13 protein-coding genes and 1 pseudogene are annotated in these 16,316 nt (G+C 36.2%); 9 read left to right on the top strand and 5 right to left on the bottom strand.

Features of this window, described 5'->3' with window-relative positions; all coding sequences use genetic code 11:
- Window positions 1-587: 587 nt before the first annotated feature.
- From ACGLXV_RS06255 to xerS, 8 genes and pseudogenes are all read left to right on the top strand, one after another.
- Window positions 588-715, top strand: a pseudogene (locus ACGLXV_RS06255) (hypothetical protein); the annotation flags it as partial.
- Between the two features lie 577 nt (window positions 716-1,292).
- Window positions 1,293-2,729 (top strand): MocR-like pyridoxine biosynthesis transcription factor PdxR, encoded by a 1,437-nt coding sequence (gene pdxR / locus ACGLXV_RS06250; protein WP_391557957.1) that lies wholly within the window; start codon window positions 1,293-1,295, stop codon window positions 2,727-2,729.
- A 276-nt stretch (window positions 2,730-3,005) separates the two neighbouring features.
- Window positions 3,006-3,749: a hydrogen peroxide-dependent heme synthase gene (gene hemQ, locus ACGLXV_RS06245; protein WP_391557956.1), complete on the top strand. Its 744-nt coding sequence runs from the start codon at window positions 3,006-3,008 to the stop codon at window positions 3,747-3,749.
- A gap of 1,088 nt (window positions 3,750-4,837) precedes the next feature.
- On the top strand, window positions 4,838-5,278 hold the full coding sequence (locus tag ACGLXV_RS06240) for a YaiI/YqxD family protein (protein ID WP_391557955.1): 441 nt from the start codon (window positions 4,838-4,840) through the stop codon (window positions 5,276-5,278).
- A 43-nt stretch (window positions 5,279-5,321) separates the two neighbouring features.
- Entirely contained in the window at window positions 5,322-5,513 is a 192-nt protein-coding gene (locus tag ACGLXV_RS06235) for a hypothetical protein (protein WP_391557954.1), read from the top strand.
- A 171-nt stretch (window positions 5,514-5,684) separates the two neighbouring features.
- Window positions 5,685-6,260 carry a hypothetical protein gene (locus tag ACGLXV_RS06230; RefSeq protein ID WP_391557953.1) on the top strand — a complete coding sequence of 192 codons (576 nt, stop codon included), beginning with the start codon at window positions 5,685-5,687 and terminating at the stop codon, window positions 6,258-6,260.
- A 103-nt stretch (window positions 6,261-6,363) separates the two neighbouring features.
- Window positions 6,364-6,501: a hypothetical protein gene (locus ACGLXV_RS06225; RefSeq protein ID WP_391557952.1), complete on the top strand. Its 138-nt coding sequence runs from the start codon at window positions 6,364-6,366 to the stop codon at window positions 6,499-6,501.
- A 28-nt stretch (window positions 6,502-6,529) separates the two neighbouring features.
- Window positions 6,530-7,609, top strand: a complete 1,080-nt coding sequence (xerS, locus tag ACGLXV_RS06220; RefSeq protein WP_391557951.1) for a tyrosine recombinase XerS — start codon at window positions 6,530-6,532, stop codon at window positions 7,607-7,609.
- A gap of 793 nt (window positions 7,610-8,402) precedes the next feature.
- On the opposite strand, the gene ACGLXV_RS06215 is transcribed toward xerS, so the two are convergent.
- The 3 genes from ACGLXV_RS06215 to ACGLXV_RS06205 all read right to left on the bottom strand — a co-directional run bounded on the left by ACGLXV_RS06215 (window position 8,403) and on the right by ACGLXV_RS06205 (window position 10,697).
- Window positions 8,403-8,882 (bottom strand): staygreen family protein, encoded by a 480-nt coding sequence (locus ACGLXV_RS06215; protein ID WP_391557950.1) that lies wholly within the window; start codon window positions 8,880-8,882, stop codon window positions 8,403-8,405.
- Window positions 8,883-8,961: 79 nt separating this feature from the next.
- Window positions 8,962-9,741 carry a hypothetical protein gene (locus ACGLXV_RS06210; protein ID WP_119708509.1) on the bottom strand — a complete coding sequence of 260 codons (780 nt, stop codon included), beginning with the start codon at window positions 9,739-9,741 and terminating at the stop codon, window positions 8,962-8,964.
- A gap of 86 nt (window positions 9,742-9,827) precedes the next feature.
- Window positions 9,828-10,697 carry an NAD-dependent epimerase/dehydratase family protein gene (locus ACGLXV_RS06205; RefSeq protein WP_391557949.1) on the bottom strand — a complete coding sequence of 290 codons (870 nt, stop codon included), beginning with the start codon at window positions 10,695-10,697 and terminating at the stop codon, window positions 9,828-9,830.
- 124 nt (window positions 10,698-10,821) lie between these two features.
- On the opposite strand from ACGLXV_RS06205, the gene ACGLXV_RS06200 reads away from it, so the two are divergent.
- Complete coding sequence (locus ACGLXV_RS06200; RefSeq protein WP_391557948.1) at window positions 10,822-11,667, top strand: GNAT family N-acetyltransferase; 846 nt, start codon at window positions 10,822-10,824, stop codon at window positions 11,665-11,667.
- Between the two features lie 72 nt (window positions 11,668-11,739).
- Here ACGLXV_RS06200 and parC read toward each other — a convergent pair whose 3' ends face one another.
- Window positions 11,740-14,187 carry a DNA topoisomerase IV subunit A gene (parC, locus tag ACGLXV_RS06195; RefSeq protein ID WP_391557947.1) on the bottom strand — a complete coding sequence of 816 codons (2,448 nt, stop codon included), beginning with the start codon at window positions 14,185-14,187 and terminating at the stop codon, window positions 11,740-11,742.
- On the bottom strand, window positions 14,187-16,163 hold the full coding sequence (gene parE, locus ACGLXV_RS06190; protein WP_119708505.1) for a DNA topoisomerase IV subunit B: 1,977 nt from the start codon (window positions 16,161-16,163) through the stop codon (window positions 14,187-14,189). Before parE ends, parC begins: the two co-directional genes overlap by 1 nt.
- Window positions 16,164-16,316 lie beyond the last annotated feature (153 nt).

Raw genomic sequence — 16,316 nt, 5'->3', positions numbered from 1 at the left:
AAGGCGTAGGAAGATGATTTAATAGCGTCAACCTTCATAATTTAAAGGTTATCTAAATACCATATATAACTCAAGAAACACCCTTTGAAGCACAAGGCGTTCGCTATTGCATTTCAAAGGGTGTTATTTGTCTATACATTTTTTAAAATTTAATTAAACCATAAACTGGATAATAGTTGATGATACACCCTTAAATAATAAATTGAAACCCAGCGAGGAGAGGGGGCAACCTAAATGTTTTTTGATATTTGGGGTCTTTTTGAGTTGTTTATTCCTCAGGAGTAAGAGTAGTGACCTCTACGCTGCCAACGTATAATTTTTTAATTAAATCGTAGAACAAATCCCTTATAAAAAACTTAAATTTTTTTGTAAGTACAAAACGGCAGTAATAAAATATAGTTAACTTAACTAGGAAACATTTATTAGATGCATCTTCGCTGGAAGGACCACGCAGCTGGATTAGTGATTCTTACTATCCTTCTCCCTATTTTATTGCAGCAAAAGAACAAATGTAGATCTATATTTGAAAGGGGAACTAATAAATGACAACACAAGCGGTACAAAAAAAAACTAAGAATGATAGTAAAGGAGTTCAGGCTGCAGGTGACTGTACTGACAGTGCTTATAAGCAATTATTATTTCAATGGGGTCTGGGGCCACAGCAGCTTTAGGTGCTTTTGATTACCTAACCAAAATTAATAATATTAGGGAGTAATTAACACCATGGTACCTCATAAGCTTAAAACTTTAAATGGATAGCAGTTCTATTTGTTCTAGTGTCACTATAGTATCTTGGTAAAGTTTAGTGGTTTTTATAAAAAAAGACAGTCTCAAATAAAGGCTGTCTTTTTTTGTTTTTGTATGTTCAACAAACAAATAGGTAAATTGGACTGGTGTGATTCTTTAAAATTGGATGGTTCGTTTGCTGTTTAAACTAGATAAAATATTTATACAAACAGTTCAATTAGTAGGGGTGTAGTATGAAACTTCTTATTGCTATAGTTTTTCTAATACTGATCATATCTGTAATTTTGACTTTAGTATTAACTGGTAAAAGTGACGAAAATTATAGAGAATCTACAAAGAAAAATACGACAAATTTAACTTTAATTTATGTAGTGATTATTACCTTATCTTTAATTGCTCTTGGAGTTTATATTAGATTTTTCGCATAAATTATATTTTTTTACCTATTGATTATTAACTCGATAGGTTGTTTTTTTAAGTACAGGATCCAGAGTAAAAAAAACAAATAGAAAAATAATAAATCGTAAAAAAGAGGAATGTAGCCAATGGATTGGAAGCCGGATCGAAATGCAAAAAAAGCGATTTATAAACAGCTCGTAGAATATATTGAACACGGAATTGCGAATGGTACTTTTCCTCCCGATAAACCATTACCATCAGAACGGTCCTTAGCAAAAGAACTTAATGTTAACAGAAGTACAATAGTAGCAGAGTATGATGAACTGGAATCAAATGGATTGATTCAAAGAAACAGAGGAAGTGGAACAATGATAAGCAAAGATATATGGGGGATAACCAAGAAACGTATTCCGATTTGGAACCGGTATATTGAGGCAGGGACATTTTTACCAAATTTACTTGTAACCCAAAGAATTCGAAAAGAAGCGGTAGAGCATAAACTTATCAATTTAGCTAGCGGCGAATTATCAGAAGATCTTTTTCCTATGGATTCCTTAAGAAACATTACATCAACAAGGTCATTTATCGGAAGCTTAGGATATGATCATCCACAAGGGAACTCGATACTAAGGGAAACCATTACAAAGCATGTGAAAATATTTAGGAAAATTGACACAAACGCTTCATCCATATTAATTACATCTGGAGCTCAACAGGCATTGCATTTAGTTGTTCAATGTCTATTAAAGCCTGGAGATGCAGTTGCAATAGAAGACCCTTCCTATAGCTATAATCTACCAATTTTTAAAACTGCCGGGATAAAACCATATTATTTAACAGTAGATAAGGATGGTATAAATCCAGAGGATTTATTAGATCTATATAAGAAACATCGCATTAAAATGATATTCTTAAACTTAAACCCATCATTTCAAAATCCTACAGGGACTTTACTGAGGGAAAAAAAGAGAAAAGCTATACTAGATATATCGTCTGAACATGGGATTCCTGTAGTAGAAGATGATCCGTATAGTTTAACATCATTCACAGGAGAAGTAGTTACCACTCTAAAATCTATGGATACTCATGGAAATGTCTTATACATCAGTTCTTTATCAAAGATTGTTGCTTCAGGGTTGCGGATTGGATGGATTATCGGGCCAAAGCCTGTGATTGAAAGACTATCCGATGCAAAACAACAAATTGACTTCGGGCATGCTAGCTTTACTCAATGGATTGCAAGTGATTTTCTGGAATCGGAGAGTTTTCATTTACATATTAAAAGATTAGTGAAGGAGTTGGAAAAACGAAGAGATCAGATTGTGACGAGTCTAAATTTTTTTTTAGGGAATCGTGTTGAATTTGCTGTCCCTATAGGAGGTATTCATATATGGTGCAAACTGAAAAAGGAGTTTAATGAAACACAATTACTTGAAGAATCGATTAAAAAAGGAGTCATATATGTTCCGGGCTCCACGATGGGATCCAAAAAAGGGTATGTCCGTTTTACATTCGCAAGGGAAGATGAAGAATCCATAAATGAAGGAATAAAAAGATTTGCCGAAACACTTAATTCCCTTTAAAACATTTAACTTCGTGAATATTTCTACTAAGAATCATGATTTTAATCATGGTTCTTTTTTAAATTTAGTAGTAATGGATGGTTAAAAAAGTGTGGGATTGGATGGTTATAATATTTCTAAATCCTATATTATGGAGTAGTGGATTATATTTGATGGTCCACTCATAAAAAAATATTTAGATGATTTTCTCACAATAATCTCTTCATTTGCTTTAAATTAAATCGTTTTATATCTAAAAGTGAGTTATAAAAATTAAAAAACATAGGAGTAAGGAAAATGTCTAATGCTGCAGAAACCCTTGAAGGTTGGTACTGCTTAAATGATTTTCGAAAAATTTATTGGGAAAGATGGAAGTCTTTGGGAGACCAGCAACGTAAAGAAGTTCTTGAAGAAATGAAGGAATTATTGAACTGCTGGACTGTTACACAAGAAAAATCTGAGGGTAGTCATGCACTCTTTCAAATAACAGGTCATAAAGCAGACATCATGTTCATGTTTCTTCGCCCAACACTAGATGAATTGTTGGAAATAGAATTGGCATTAAATAAAACAAAATTAGCTGATTATACTTTACAGTCCAACTCGTATGTATCAGTAGTTGAATTAAGTAACTTCTTGCCTGAAGGGGAAGATCCCTATAATAAACCAGAAATAAGGGAACGATTGTTTCCAAAGATCCCTACTACTGACTATGTTTGTTTTTATCCTATGAATAAACTTCTGAGTGCAAGTGACAATTGGTATATGTTAACAAGCGAAAATCTCAAACAAATGATGCGGAGTCACAGCTTAATCGGACGAAAATATTCAGGGAAAGTTAAACAAATCATACTGGGATCTGTTGGATTAGATGATTACGAATGGGGGGTAGCCCTTTTTGGGGAGGATCCTATTCAGTTTAAAAAACTTATTTATGAAATGCGCTTTGATGAAGTTAGTGCCCGGTTTGGCCAGTTTGGTTCCTTTTTTGTAGGAAAGTATATGTCTAACGACCAATTAGTTCATCTATTACAAATTTAATATTTATACAAGACTATTATAAAACTCTAAGGTGGCGAAAAATTTGAACTATACAAACTTAATTGTTTTTTGAAAGTGGACATACCTGAACGAATTGACTCAAAAATCTTTGAGCAGTTACAGCTTTTGTTGGAATCAATGGTAGTTATGTTGAAATCTATCCAAGAATCTTACGGTGAATTTTTAACTATTGAAGAAACTTTACAATAGACTATAGATAATTTGGAGCTATTGAAAAAAATCCTGTAACCCTTTTATACTATGCGAATAGAGTCATCTATACAATTAGGGGCATTTCTTCAATGAAGAAGAGCTCCTTTTTTAATGTTACTATGGGGCTGCATTACTATAATAAAAGAATTGTAAAAAAGGGCAGTTTGTGAATACTTACACTTAAATGTAGTGTAGTGTAGTGTTTTATAAAGCATATAAGTCTTATCGAAGTTATTTTTATATATTGTCGGGCGTTCTGATGGTAGTAAGTTCAGGCAATTTGTCACTTTACTCGGAGCCTCTACGGGCATGGTTATGTGCCGTGAAGCCAGACGTATTAAGGATTCTGGCTCAGCTAGTAGGCTATCATGCCCGCCACTCCAAATAAAGTGCACGTCTCTAAAATGATACTCTCTTATACTTGAAAAGCTTTATTTTAGCTACTTTTCTTTATTAAGGACTACAGAAACTAACGGGTGCAAGAGTTGAACAACAAAAAAAATTGTTGTTGTGGTAAATGAGGTTTTTTGTTGTACAAAAAGGATAGATGTATACAGGTAATCATCCTGTTTATCTACCCTTTTTCTTTTACAACCTATAAAATGTGTGACAGAATAATCAAGTATTTATTTCTAAGGTATCTTAGATGTTTTATTGACTTTTAATAAAAGCAGATGATTTAGCAATCTATTTTCTGGGCGTTTAACTTGGACGACCAATTGCTACCATAACTCTATAAAGTATAATATGAGGATAGAAAAATACAGCAAAAGGAAGAACTCCTGTATATTTTTTAAAAAAAGTCACCAGTCCCTTTTATACTTGAAAAAGATTCAGTTAAATAGTAAGTCGAACTTCTTAACAGGAGGAAGAAGATGAAAATTTATGTGGATGCAGATGCTTGTCCAGTGAAAGATATTATTATTTTTGAAGCAAGGAAATTAGAAATCCCGGTTATCCTTGTTACAAGCTTTTCTCATTTTTCTAATGCAGAACAGCCATCAGGAGTGGAAACCATTTATGTTGATTCTGGAGCAGATGCTGCAGATTATCGGATTGTGAAGTTAGCTAAAAAAGGAGATATTATTGTGACGCAAGATTATGGTCTTGCGTCGCTAGGTTTAGCAAAAGGAATTATCGTCCTCCACCATAAAGGATTTAGTTATACAAATGAAAATATTGACCAATTATTGCAAACACGTTATTTAAGTGCAATGGCACGAAAAAGCGGACAGCGAACAAAGGGACCAAAGCCTTTTACAGCAGAAGACCGGGAGCAATTTAGGGATCTTTTTAGCCAGGTTATTTCTAGTTGAAAAATTAGGCTAAACTCAGAGGTTCAGAAAGGAGATAAATATTTTGAAGTACATAAAATTGCAAATGCAACAACTAATTAAGGAAAATAAAGAACTGCATACCCGCTTTAAAGAACTGAAGGAAGAACATAGTCTTGAAAAAAACAATGCCCTCAAGGCCTTGTATCATTCAGAAGTTGCCGATGGAGGAAAATACCAGGTAGCTTACCAAGCACTTGATCAGCCCAAAAAGTAAACTCTTTTCTTTTGTTTATACTTACTAAAATTTTGTTATAAATATAAAAATTGGTCTATGATCGTTTATAAAAACCTTCAAGATGAAGAAGTAATTGGATGGGTTTATACAAAAAATTTAGTGAAGTAAAGATAGTAAAAAAAGCTTCCTTATAAAGGGAGGGGATATCATATGAAAAATACTGCAATAATCACTGCAATAATTACAGGAGTAATTTCAGGTGCAATTGGTACTCTTGTTGCTGAATTTGTAACGAAAGGGACTGTTCCGTTCGAATGGTTCTATTCAGAGCACAAGGAATTTAAATTAACAATTCCTTCTTTAGTTGTAGGAGGCATTATTTTTTTAATTACATTTACAGTCATTAGTTTTTATATTAAGAGAAAAGACAATGTTGTTCACTACAACCAAAGCTACGGACATCAGCCTATTGAATTTATACACCTGGGAGTAAGATGGTTGTTTCAACCTAATTATGAGTGGGGTGGATATAATAGCAATCCTGAACCTTGTTGTTTAGATGAAAAGTGCTTTGGGGAACTGAAGTGGGAAGAACCTTATTATATTCCACCAGGTATTCGAGCTAACATGGATTCAGATAATGATGAAATAGAACTGAGAAAAGGGTATAGATGTACAAACTGTAAAAAGAAAGTGATACTCGATGAATATCGTAATGAGTCTAATGTTATAGAGGAAGTGCTTAGAGAAATTAAGAGGCAGGATAGGATAGGATCAACTCTTTAAATGTAAACTAAGATATATTTAACAATACAAAAAAACAGTATCGATTATTGAACTGCAACCCAATTGTTAGACACACAGCTAACAATTGGAGGTGCATTTTTATATGGCTAAATTTAAGATAGAGGAAAAGATAGAAGCAGTTATTGGTTATCAAAAAAACAAACTGTTATTGAAATTTGCCAAAAGAAATAAGCAGGGAGAATCATATTATTACGTAAAATATGAATTTGATGTAATATAAAGTTATAAATAGAGGGAGGTGCTTGGATTTGAGAAATAATTCTCAGCAAGCAAATTATCAAAAACTGGATTGCATACTTAAAGAGTTACCTTGGTACGTTGAAGAATACATAGATAAGAAAAAAAGAAAACTATCTCCTGGAACACTATTAAATTATTGTCATGACTTTAAGATCTTTTTTGGTTGGTTAATCTCTGAAGGGTTTCATAAGGAATACATGAAAGAAATTCCTTTATCACTATTTGAGACACTAACCGTGCAGCAAGTTGAAGACTTTTTAAGTTTTTTAAAGTTTCAATTAAACAATAGAGAAATCACGATCAATCGAAAATTATCCTCTTTAAAGTCCTTATTTAATTACCTACAGAATATAGCGGAAACAGATCAATTAGAGCCTTATATTAAAAGAAATGTCATGGCTAAAATCGAATTTAATGATGTGTCTGAGAACCCTGAAACGGTAGCAAATCGTATGGAAGGGAAAATCTTAATGGGAGACGAATACGAGCGTTTTAGAAGCTTTGTATCCCATGAGTACGGTGAACAAAACAGTTCTAACAAACATATCGTTCGTTTTCATGAGTTAAACAATGAGAGAAATACAGCTATTGTTTCACTGTTCTTGGGTTCAGGGTTAAGATTAACGGAGCTAGTTTGGTTAAACATTGAGGACATTAATTTCTCTAAATCATCTGTAAGAGTGATTAGAAAGGGGAATAAAGAGCAGTACGTATATTTCAGTGAGCAGGCTCAACTAGATTTAGAAGCCTATTTAACCGTTAGAGCAAGTAAGTACAATGTTGCTAAAGATAATAAGGCGTTGTTTGTTGCAGCTCCTATGGGCCCTAAAGGAACAACCAGAAGGCTATCAGCCAGAGCCATTGAGAAAATGATTGAAAAATATGCTAAAGCATTTGGAAAACCATCTCTATCAGTACACAAACTGAGACATTCTTTTGCTACCAGGTATCACGCTGAAATAAATGATGTACCTAAATTAAGACGACAATTAGGTCATTCCTCTATAGAAACAACTATGATCTATACTCACATTAAAAATGAAGATCTTAAGACAGCTATTAATAAATTCAATATGCCAAAAGAATAAAATTACAGTCTACATCGATATCACAAGATAATTAGTATTTTTGTGTCATAGTTTCAGTATTTTTATGTCATTTTACATTAAGTAAATTTGTGTCATTTTTTTAATTAATGTCGCAATCTAATTATAAAATGGATTACAAGTGCAAATAATTAAAATAAATGCTCTAAATTAATCTAAAGATACTGGACGTAACATAAGTTTCAGTATCTTTGTGTCACTTTTGTAAGTATTTTTGTGTCACTCGTCAAGTAGAGGGTGTAGTTATCGTTCTGTTTGAGTTTGTTTCTAGTTTACATAATATCTATTATACACAGTTCTTTAAAGAGAGACGGAAGAGGTCTCAATAGCTAAGTATACTTAAAATAGTGAGACGTAATTTAGATTTTTATCTAAGACCATTGAAATATTTTTTAACTGCCTTGCAGCTAATTCAAACTGTTGGTTATCTGGATTATATTTTGCTTTAGTTTCTTTATTTAGAGCTTGCTAATTGTTCTATAACTCTCAGCATATTACTAGCGATCATAATTAGAATCTATCAAGATCTAATTATGATTAATTAGTTTACATAATATTATTATATGCAACTTATCTCTTCAATAAATCTGTATGGCTGCTACACGATCGGTTCGTTCTCTGTGTTAATTGGATTCTAACTGAATTTCTAATGGAACCGTTTGAAACTAACGTTATTTTTCATCCCACCCACCAATAAACTTCCCTTATATATTCGATTAACGAGTAAAAAGTCCTTCCCAAAACAAAAAACCTAACGGAATGTCAGGTTTGACGGTTAAACAACTCGCTGTTGAAGGGCGGTTGTTAAATAATATCTAGGAGTGCCGAAGTACATGTATTGGTTATATTGTGGGTAGGAAGACTCGAATTGAATATATATCGGTGAGTCTAATAACCATGGATAATTTTGATAGAATTTTTGGTCACCATATACCATTGCTGTTAGTGCTAATGGTAGCTCTTTTTGGAAAATGTGAAAGCGAATCATCGCATAATTTTCGTCAAATTCTCCGTTAGTAATATACACTTTCCCTAATAACGTGTATTGACCCATGACAGGTTTCCACTCTGCCAACACTTCATCTCGAAATTTGCTATTAACCGCATCAAAATCGTAGCAATATCCTATTGTTAAAAATAGCTCACCTGTTACGTCTGAGTGCGTTAAGGTATATTTTCTCTCATCTACAGGTTTAAAGGGTGTTGCTGGTGGAAAGTATGTCACATTTAGCATTGCCGGATCAAACTTACTCATGTAAGCCTCACTCCCCTGGATGATGAAGTAGTATTTACTACTGTATTTTATGTGATTGAAAGTTAAATGTGACAACAGCCTATTTTTTCTTCTTCGATGTATTCTTACGTAACTCCATAACATTCGTATCAAGCAGCTTCCATTTTCCGTTTTCATAAACCCAAGATGACTCCACATTTGCAATGGAATCAGCATTGTAAGCACCGCTTATTCGTTGCGATCCTTTTAAGCCTATTTGGTCCCTAGTCACTTTAACGGGTTTTAGCATTCCAAACGGAAGTACCATGAGTTCTGCAGGTTCATTTAGTTTGCCATTATGATATAATCCGAGTCGTTCGTAATCTTTTGCTCTATTTCTTAAGTCAAACTGATACGACTCATTGGTATTTTCTATAGTCATATTGGCTTTATATCCGTTTAGAAAAGAAGTTTGAATTACTAATGGTTCAGGTACAGTTATATCGGTTAACAGATCATCCTTTACGGTATATAAATAATGATTAGATAATCCTCCACTTCCTCCCGTGTTAACCGCTAGAAATAAGTCTTTTACGCCATCATTGTTCAGGTCTTTGAAGTCTATTCGTGGTTCGTACCCACCTTCGAGATTGATTTTATGGCTTTTTCCAGTTGCAGAAAGGATTTCCAATGTTATGGAACGTAAAAAGATCGCTCCTTCCTCAAAGGGCTCACCCTTCACATATATCGTATCAAGTTTTCCATCTCCGGTAACATCCATTTGTTCTTTGACTATGACGCTTTCAAGTATGTTAGCTTCCTCAACTGCATATACGCCTGTTATCGCGGACAGTGACATGAAAAAGAAGGCAGCAAAAGCGAACAATAGCTCTTTCTTCATTTAAAATTCCTCCCTGAGCAAATATCAGTATTTTATTTTGCCCATAAGTGGAAAAAAGATGTAGAAAAAACAAATTTAACAAAAAATTAGTTTGCTAAATGTTTAATAAGTCCCGGTAACCAATCAGTTAGATTACTAAAACGAAACCCAAGTTCACTTGCCTTAGAGTTGCTCATATTCCAGTTGTTTTCAATACCGTATGGTGAGTGTTCAGATGGGTCAAAAGTATTTGGGAGAATGGCCTTCTTCCCGACCTCTTGTTCTATCAATGCCATCAATTCTGCCATTGATATCTCCTTGTTTGCACAGGCGTTGATGGGGCCAGTGAAGTTTTGCTCACTTATCCAGGCAAGAAAACTGCCGGCCTCCTTTTGATGAATGAACCCCATTTTGGCTTGTAAGTTCGGAAATCCGATCACGGCCCCTTCTTTTACTCGGTTAATATGTAGAAGTAAACGTTCCGTATAATCATTCTCACCGAGAACAATTGGAATTCTAACAGCAATGACAGGAAAGGTTGCTTCCTGGAAAAATACCGCCTCAGCTTGTCGTTTTCCTTCCTGATAGGTCACTTGATCTGGTGGTGAGTCAGAAATAGGATAAGAATATGGATCAAAACCTACTTCAACCAGATTTTCAGCATAGTCATAAACTGACATCGTTGAAGTGAAAATGTATGTATGAATCTTGTTAGTTAGTGCTTGAATGGCAATTCTCGCATCTCTTGCGTTAAAGCAAATCTGATCAAATACAACATCCCAAGTTCTCCCACTAACAGCTTCCTTCACAGAATCTAAATCAAATCGGTCAACCTTTAGCGTTTCAACCTTGTTCCCAAAAGGAATCTCACTGTTTTGTCTTGTTGCAACCGTAACTTTTACACCTTTGTTAAGCAACTCTTGAACTAAATTTACTCCGAAAAACCTTGTTCCCCCAAATACTAAAGCCGTTTTCATTCTGTTTCCTCCTCCTCCGAAACATTACTTGAATCATATTCTATATATATTCAATCACTCCTACCTATTCACCTTTCTGTCCTTCTGTTAAAATTAGGAAATATTCCTAGAAAGGAAGAGATCTATGCTAAAAAAATTTCCTCCCCCCTTTTCAACTGAACTTTATGAGCAGTTATCACTTTGGGTGTCACAGCAACAAAATGTACGTGGCATTAACTTAGAAGTACCGTTGAATCTCTCTTCTGTTCTAGAGGAGGAAGATGGTTCTCCAGATTTTATATATATATTATATCAAGGGGATAAGATGACAGCCGCTGGATCGGTGGTTGATATATTAAAAACAAAAGATTATGAGATTGGTTTTGCAGCTAGTGATGAACAAACGGCAAGAGGCTTGATGAGTGTAATCCACCAAGACTTACTATCACTCTTTCCTACTAGCATCACTGCGGTAATAGATGAAAGAGCAACACTTGAGAAAAATGCTTTATTAGAATTGGGAGCAAATAATGAGGTGTGTGAAGCACAATTAATGGTTTCTCAATTAAGTGGTGAGAAACCTGCTGTTCCAATTGAGCTAGTTGAGTATCATTTTAGTCGCCATAATGACTATCGTGAAGTATTAATGGATAGTTTTGGTGATGAAGTAGAAGAAGCGGAAGCTATTATTCAATTGTCACTCTCACAGCCAAGTAGGACACTTTACGGTATCCATGTAAACGGCGCAACGGTTGGAACGATCAATCTTATTCGCTCAGATGATGCCTTTATTACAGCGCTTGCGGTTCGTCCCTCACATCAAAAGAAAGGAATAGGGCGAGCTGCTTTACATGAAGCAGTTAACATGCTTTTTGAAGAAGGCTATCGGTCGGTATCTCTCGATGTGGAAATTAAGAATACACATGCACTCAAGTTGTATGAAGAAGTTGGCTTTCAAGTTCAAAACATATTTCAGTTTTTTAAAATGTGAAAATATCAATAAAAATACAAGCTCAGAGATAGTTTCTCTGAGCTTAAATATTTTTACGTTTTATATAAAGTTTTAGTTATTTGTAGCTTCGTTTGCTTCTTTTTGAGCAACCGACCACACCGTCTTTGCTTTGCCAGCATCGGTTTCATCAATAATAAATGATCCGTTCGAGTAACGGTCATTATGTCTTATATCAGAAGCACGTACTTCCTCGACATGACCTTTTTCTGTACTAACAAAGATTTGGTCTTCTTCACTCACAATGACTGCACCGATCACTCTGTGAGGGTTTGCCTTTAATTCTCTTAGCATGACCACTCCTCGCTTAGCACGTGAAGTGATCTCAAATTCATCTAACTTCATCTTCTTGATGGCTCCGCGCTGGGTCACAATTACAATGCTTTGTGAACGGGGATCATCGACAATTTTACCAGCTGTTAGATAATCGCCATCCTTTAGGTTAATTCCCTTCACACCTGCAGCTCTAGCGCCAACGATACTTACCTCATCTTCAGCAAAACGTAACCCGTACCCTAAATGAGTTGTTAATAGCAACTCCTTCGTACCATCCGTTTCATGAACATCAAGTACTTCGTCGTCATCCTTTACATTAATCGCGACGAGTGGCTTCGAATATCTTTGAGCTTTATACGCCTTCAGTTCTGTTTTCTTAACCATTCCATTTTTCGTAATGAACAACAAGAATGCTTCCTTCTCAAAATCTTTGACAGGAAGTACCCTTATAATCGTTTCGTTACGATCAATTGGAACAAGATTTGCTATATGTTGACCGAGGTCCTTCCAGCGAATATCAGGAAGTTCATGCACTGGACAGTACAAGTAATTCCCTTTATTCGTAAATAACAGAACCACATCGGTTGTGTTCATATCAAGCTGTGCGAGTAATTGGTCGGAATCCTTCATGCCAAAATCCTGACCATTCGATGCAGCATACGACCTGGGGCTAGTACGTTTAATATAGCCTTCCTTCGTCACAGTGACAATCACATCTTCGCTTGCTACCATAACTTCAAGATTGATCTTAATTTCTTCAATTTCCGCTTCAATAATGGTACGACGTTGATCGGCAAAGCGCTTTCGAACATCTTTTAACTCTTTTTTAATAACAGAAAGAAGCTTGCTCTCACTTTCTAAAATAGCAGTTAGTTCATCGATTTTCTTAGAAAGTTCATCTGCTTCGTTTTGAAGAGCCGTAATATCTGTGTTTGTTAAGCGATATAGCTGTAAAGAAACGATTGCTTCGGATTGTGCTTCGGTAAAGCCAAACTTCATAATCAAGTTATCTTTTGCATCACGCTTGTCTTTTGATCCACGAATCGTTTGGATGACTTCATCTAGGATGGATAATGCTTTCATTAATCCAGCCACGATATGTTGGCGGTCTTTCGCCTTCTGTAAATCAAATTGAGAACGTCGAGTTACTACTTCCTTTTGGTGCTCAATATACGCATCCAGAAGCTGTGTAAGTCCCATGAGCGTCGGACGGCGATGATGGATAGCAACCATGTTAAAGTTGTATGCAATTTGAAGGTCTGTGTTCTTGTATAAATAGTTTAGTACACCTTCAGCATCCGCTTCTTTTTTTAATTCAATCACGATACGAAGTCCTGTACGGTCCGTTTCGTCACGAACCTCTGACATTCCTTCAATTTTACGATCTAAGCGGAATTCATCCATCTTTTTCACAAGGTTTGCTTTGTTCACTTCAAAAGGAATTTCTGTAATAACGATTTGCTGCTTACCGCCACGAACCGTTTCAATTTCTGCCTTCCCGCGAACAATGATTTTCCCTTTGCCCGTTTCGTAAGCCTTTTTTATTCCGTCTACCCCTTGAATGATTCCACCAGTCGGAAAGTCAGGTCCTTTAATCACAGTCATTAAATCATCGACCGTACAGTTCGGCTGATCCATCCTCATGAAGACACCATCGATGATCTCATTCAAATGATGAGGCGGGATTTCTGTTGCATATCCGGCAGAAATACCTGTAGAACCATTGACGAGAAGGTTAGGGAACATCGCTGGAAGAACGGTCGGTTCATTTGCTGTATCATCAAAATTTGGTACGAAATCGACGGTTCTTTTGTCAATATCACGCAATAACTCAGACGAAATCGCGCTTAAACGTGCTTCCGTATAACGCATCGCAGCTGGTGGGTCACCATCGATGCTACCGTTATTTCCGTGCATTTCGACTAGAAGATTACGTAGCTTCCAGTCTTGGCTCATACGCACCATGGCATCGTACACGGAGGAATCTCCGTGTGGATGATAGTTACCAATTACGTTACCAACTGTTTTGGCCGATTTACGGAACCCTTTATCGTTTGTGTTTCCTTCCACATGCATCGCATAAAGAATACGTCTTTGTACTGGCTTTAGGCCGTCCCTTGCGTCAGGTAAGGCACGATCTTGAATGATATATTTACTGTATCTTCCGAAGCGATCACCAATAACCTCTTCAAGTGGTAAATCGCGAAATTTTTCCGTCAAACTCACTATTCAGTAACCTCCTCAGCAACAGAAATATTTTCATTTTCTAAAATACTTCCGTCTTCCTCTAAACCGAAGGCTACATGTGTTTCAATCCACTTTCGGCGGGGCTCAACCTTATCGCCCATTAATGTTGTCACACGACGTTCTGCTCGAGCAGCATCATCAATGCGCACACGAATTAATGTTCTCGTTTCAGGATTCATAGTTGTATCCCAAAGTTGGTCAGCGTTCATCTCACCTAGTCCCTTGTAACGTTGAATCATATAACCCTTACCAACCTTTTTAATGGCTGATTGTAAATCGTCGTCACTCCATGCATACTCAATAATTTCTTTCTTACCTGTTCCTTTACTTACTTTATAAAGCGGTGGAAGGGCTATGAATATTCTTCCAGCTTCAAGAAGTGGTTTCATATAACGGTAAAAGAATGTAAGGAGCAGAACTTGGATATGAGCACCGTCGGTATCGGCATCGGTCATAATGACAACTTTATCGTAGTTGATATCGTCAATATTAAAATCTGCTCCAATTCCACCACCGATAGCATGGATGATCGTATTAATCTCTTCATTTTTAAAAATATCCTGTAATTTTGCTTTTTCTGTATTGATAACTTTTCCTCTAAGTGGAAGAATCGCTTGAAAACGACGGTCACGACCCTGTTTAGCAGATCCTCCAGCAGAGTCACCCTCTACTAAATAAAGTTCATTTTTCTGAGGATTTCTAGACTGGGCAGGCGTTAACTTCCCTGATAAAACAGCCTCAGACCGTTTCCTTTTCTTCCCGCTTCGTGCTTCTTCTCTAGCTTTACGAGCGGCTTCACGAGCTTGATAGGCTTTAATCGCTTTACGTATTAATAACGTACTGGTCTCAGGGTTTTCTTCTAAAAAGTAAGACAGATACTCAGATACAACCGAGTCTACTGCAGAACGTGCTTCACTCGTTCCAAGCTTTCCTTTTGTCTGTCCTTCGAATTGAAGAAGTTCTTCCGGAACACGTACGGAAATAATCGCTGCAAATCCTTCTCTAATATCCGCTCCGTCAAGGTTTTTATCCTTTTCTTTTAACAGGCCGATTTTGCGTGCATATTCATTAAACACACGAGTCATGGCTGTTTTTGCACCAGCTTCGTGTGTTCCACCGTCTTTTGTACGAACATTATTGACGAAAGAAAGAACATTTTCCGAATATCCATCGTTAAATTGGAACGCGTAATCCACTTCAATTCCACCGCTCGTCCCTTCGAAGCTGATGACTGGATGTAAGACGTCCTTTTCCTCGTTCAAATATTGAACAAACGCTTCAATTCCATTTTCGTAATGGAACATCTCATGGAAGTCATTACGTTCGTCAATAATTTCTATTTTCATGCCTTTTAAAAGAAAGGCAGATTCTCTCAAGCGTTCACACAATGTTTCATAATTGTAGGTCGTCGTCGAAAAAATGGACGCATCCGGCTTAAAGTGTAGCGTCGTTCCTGTTTGATTCGTTTTTCCTACTTTCTCTAAAGTAGTCACAGGTTTTCCGCCGTTTTCAAAACGCTGCTCGTAGACAAAGCCGTCTCGCTTAATTTTTACCACGAGCCACTCGCTCAATGCATTTACAACCGATGCACCTACTCCGTGTAGCCCACCACTTGTTTTATAACCACCTTGACCGAATTTTCCCCCAGCATGAAGGACGGTTAAGATTACCTCAGGAGTGGGTTTTCCCATTTTGTGCATACCAGTTGGCATACCACGCCCTTTGTCTTGCACACTAATGGAATTATCTTTGTGTATTTTTACGATAATATGGTCTCCATGACCTGCTAATGCTTCATCGACAGAGTTATCTACTATTTCATACACCAAATGGTGAAGCCCTCGTGAATCAGTACTACCAATGTACATTCCTGGGCGTTTTCGAACCGCATCTAACCCCTCTAGTACTTGAATGGCATCATCGTTGTATTCAAACGTTCCTTGATTTTTTGCCACGTACAATACCCCTTTCCTTCCGTGCCAGCTACATGTCTCTATCTATGTAATGGACCTGAACGTCTTATACCTATTCGTTCTTACAAGTGAATTATCCTTTAAATATTAAGAAACGATAATAAAGAACAAATGTTCCTATCTCGTATTTTATCA

Origin of the sequence: Robertmurraya sp., from assembly GCF_036676585.1 — a bacterium.
GTDB lineage: Bacteria > Bacillota > Bacilli > Bacillales > Cytobacillaceae > Robertmurraya_A.
The sequence above is the reverse complement of the archived record's forward strand: the minus strand, read 5'-3'. Positions and strand labels throughout refer to the sequence as shown.

Coding starts and splice junctions, on each gene's coding strand:
- ACGLXV_RS06225 (WP_391557952.1), top strand. CDS start 6,364: ATGGCTAAATTTAAGATAGAGGAAAAGATAGAAGCAGTTATTGGTTAT.
- pdxR (WP_391557957.1), top strand. CDS start 1,293: ATGGATTGGAAGCCGGATCGAAATGCAAAAAAAGCGATTTATAAACAG.
- ACGLXV_RS06240 (WP_391557955.1), top strand. CDS start 4,838: ATGAAAATTTATGTGGATGCAGATGCTTGTCCAGTGAAAGATATTATT.
- ACGLXV_RS06230 (WP_391557953.1), top strand. CDS start 5,685: ATGAAAAATACTGCAATAATCACTGCAATAATTACAGGAGTAATTTCA.
- ACGLXV_RS06200 (WP_391557948.1), top strand. CDS start 10,822: ATGCTAAAAAAATTTCCTCCCCCCTTTTCAACTGAACTTTATGAGCAG.
- ACGLXV_RS06205 (WP_391557949.1), bottom strand. CDS start 10,697: ATGAAAACGGCTTTAGTATTTGGGGGAACAAGGTTTTTCGGAGTAAAT.
- hemQ (WP_391557956.1), top strand. CDS start 3,006: ATGTCTAATGCTGCAGAAACCCTTGAAGGTTGGTACTGCTTAAATGAT.
- ACGLXV_RS06210 (WP_119708509.1), bottom strand. CDS start 9,741: ATGAAGAAAGAGCTATTGTTCGCTTTTGCTGCCTTCTTTTTCATGTCA.
- ACGLXV_RS06215 (WP_391557950.1), bottom strand. CDS start 8,882: ATGAGTAAGTTTGATCCGGCAATGCTAAATGTGACATACTTTCCACCA.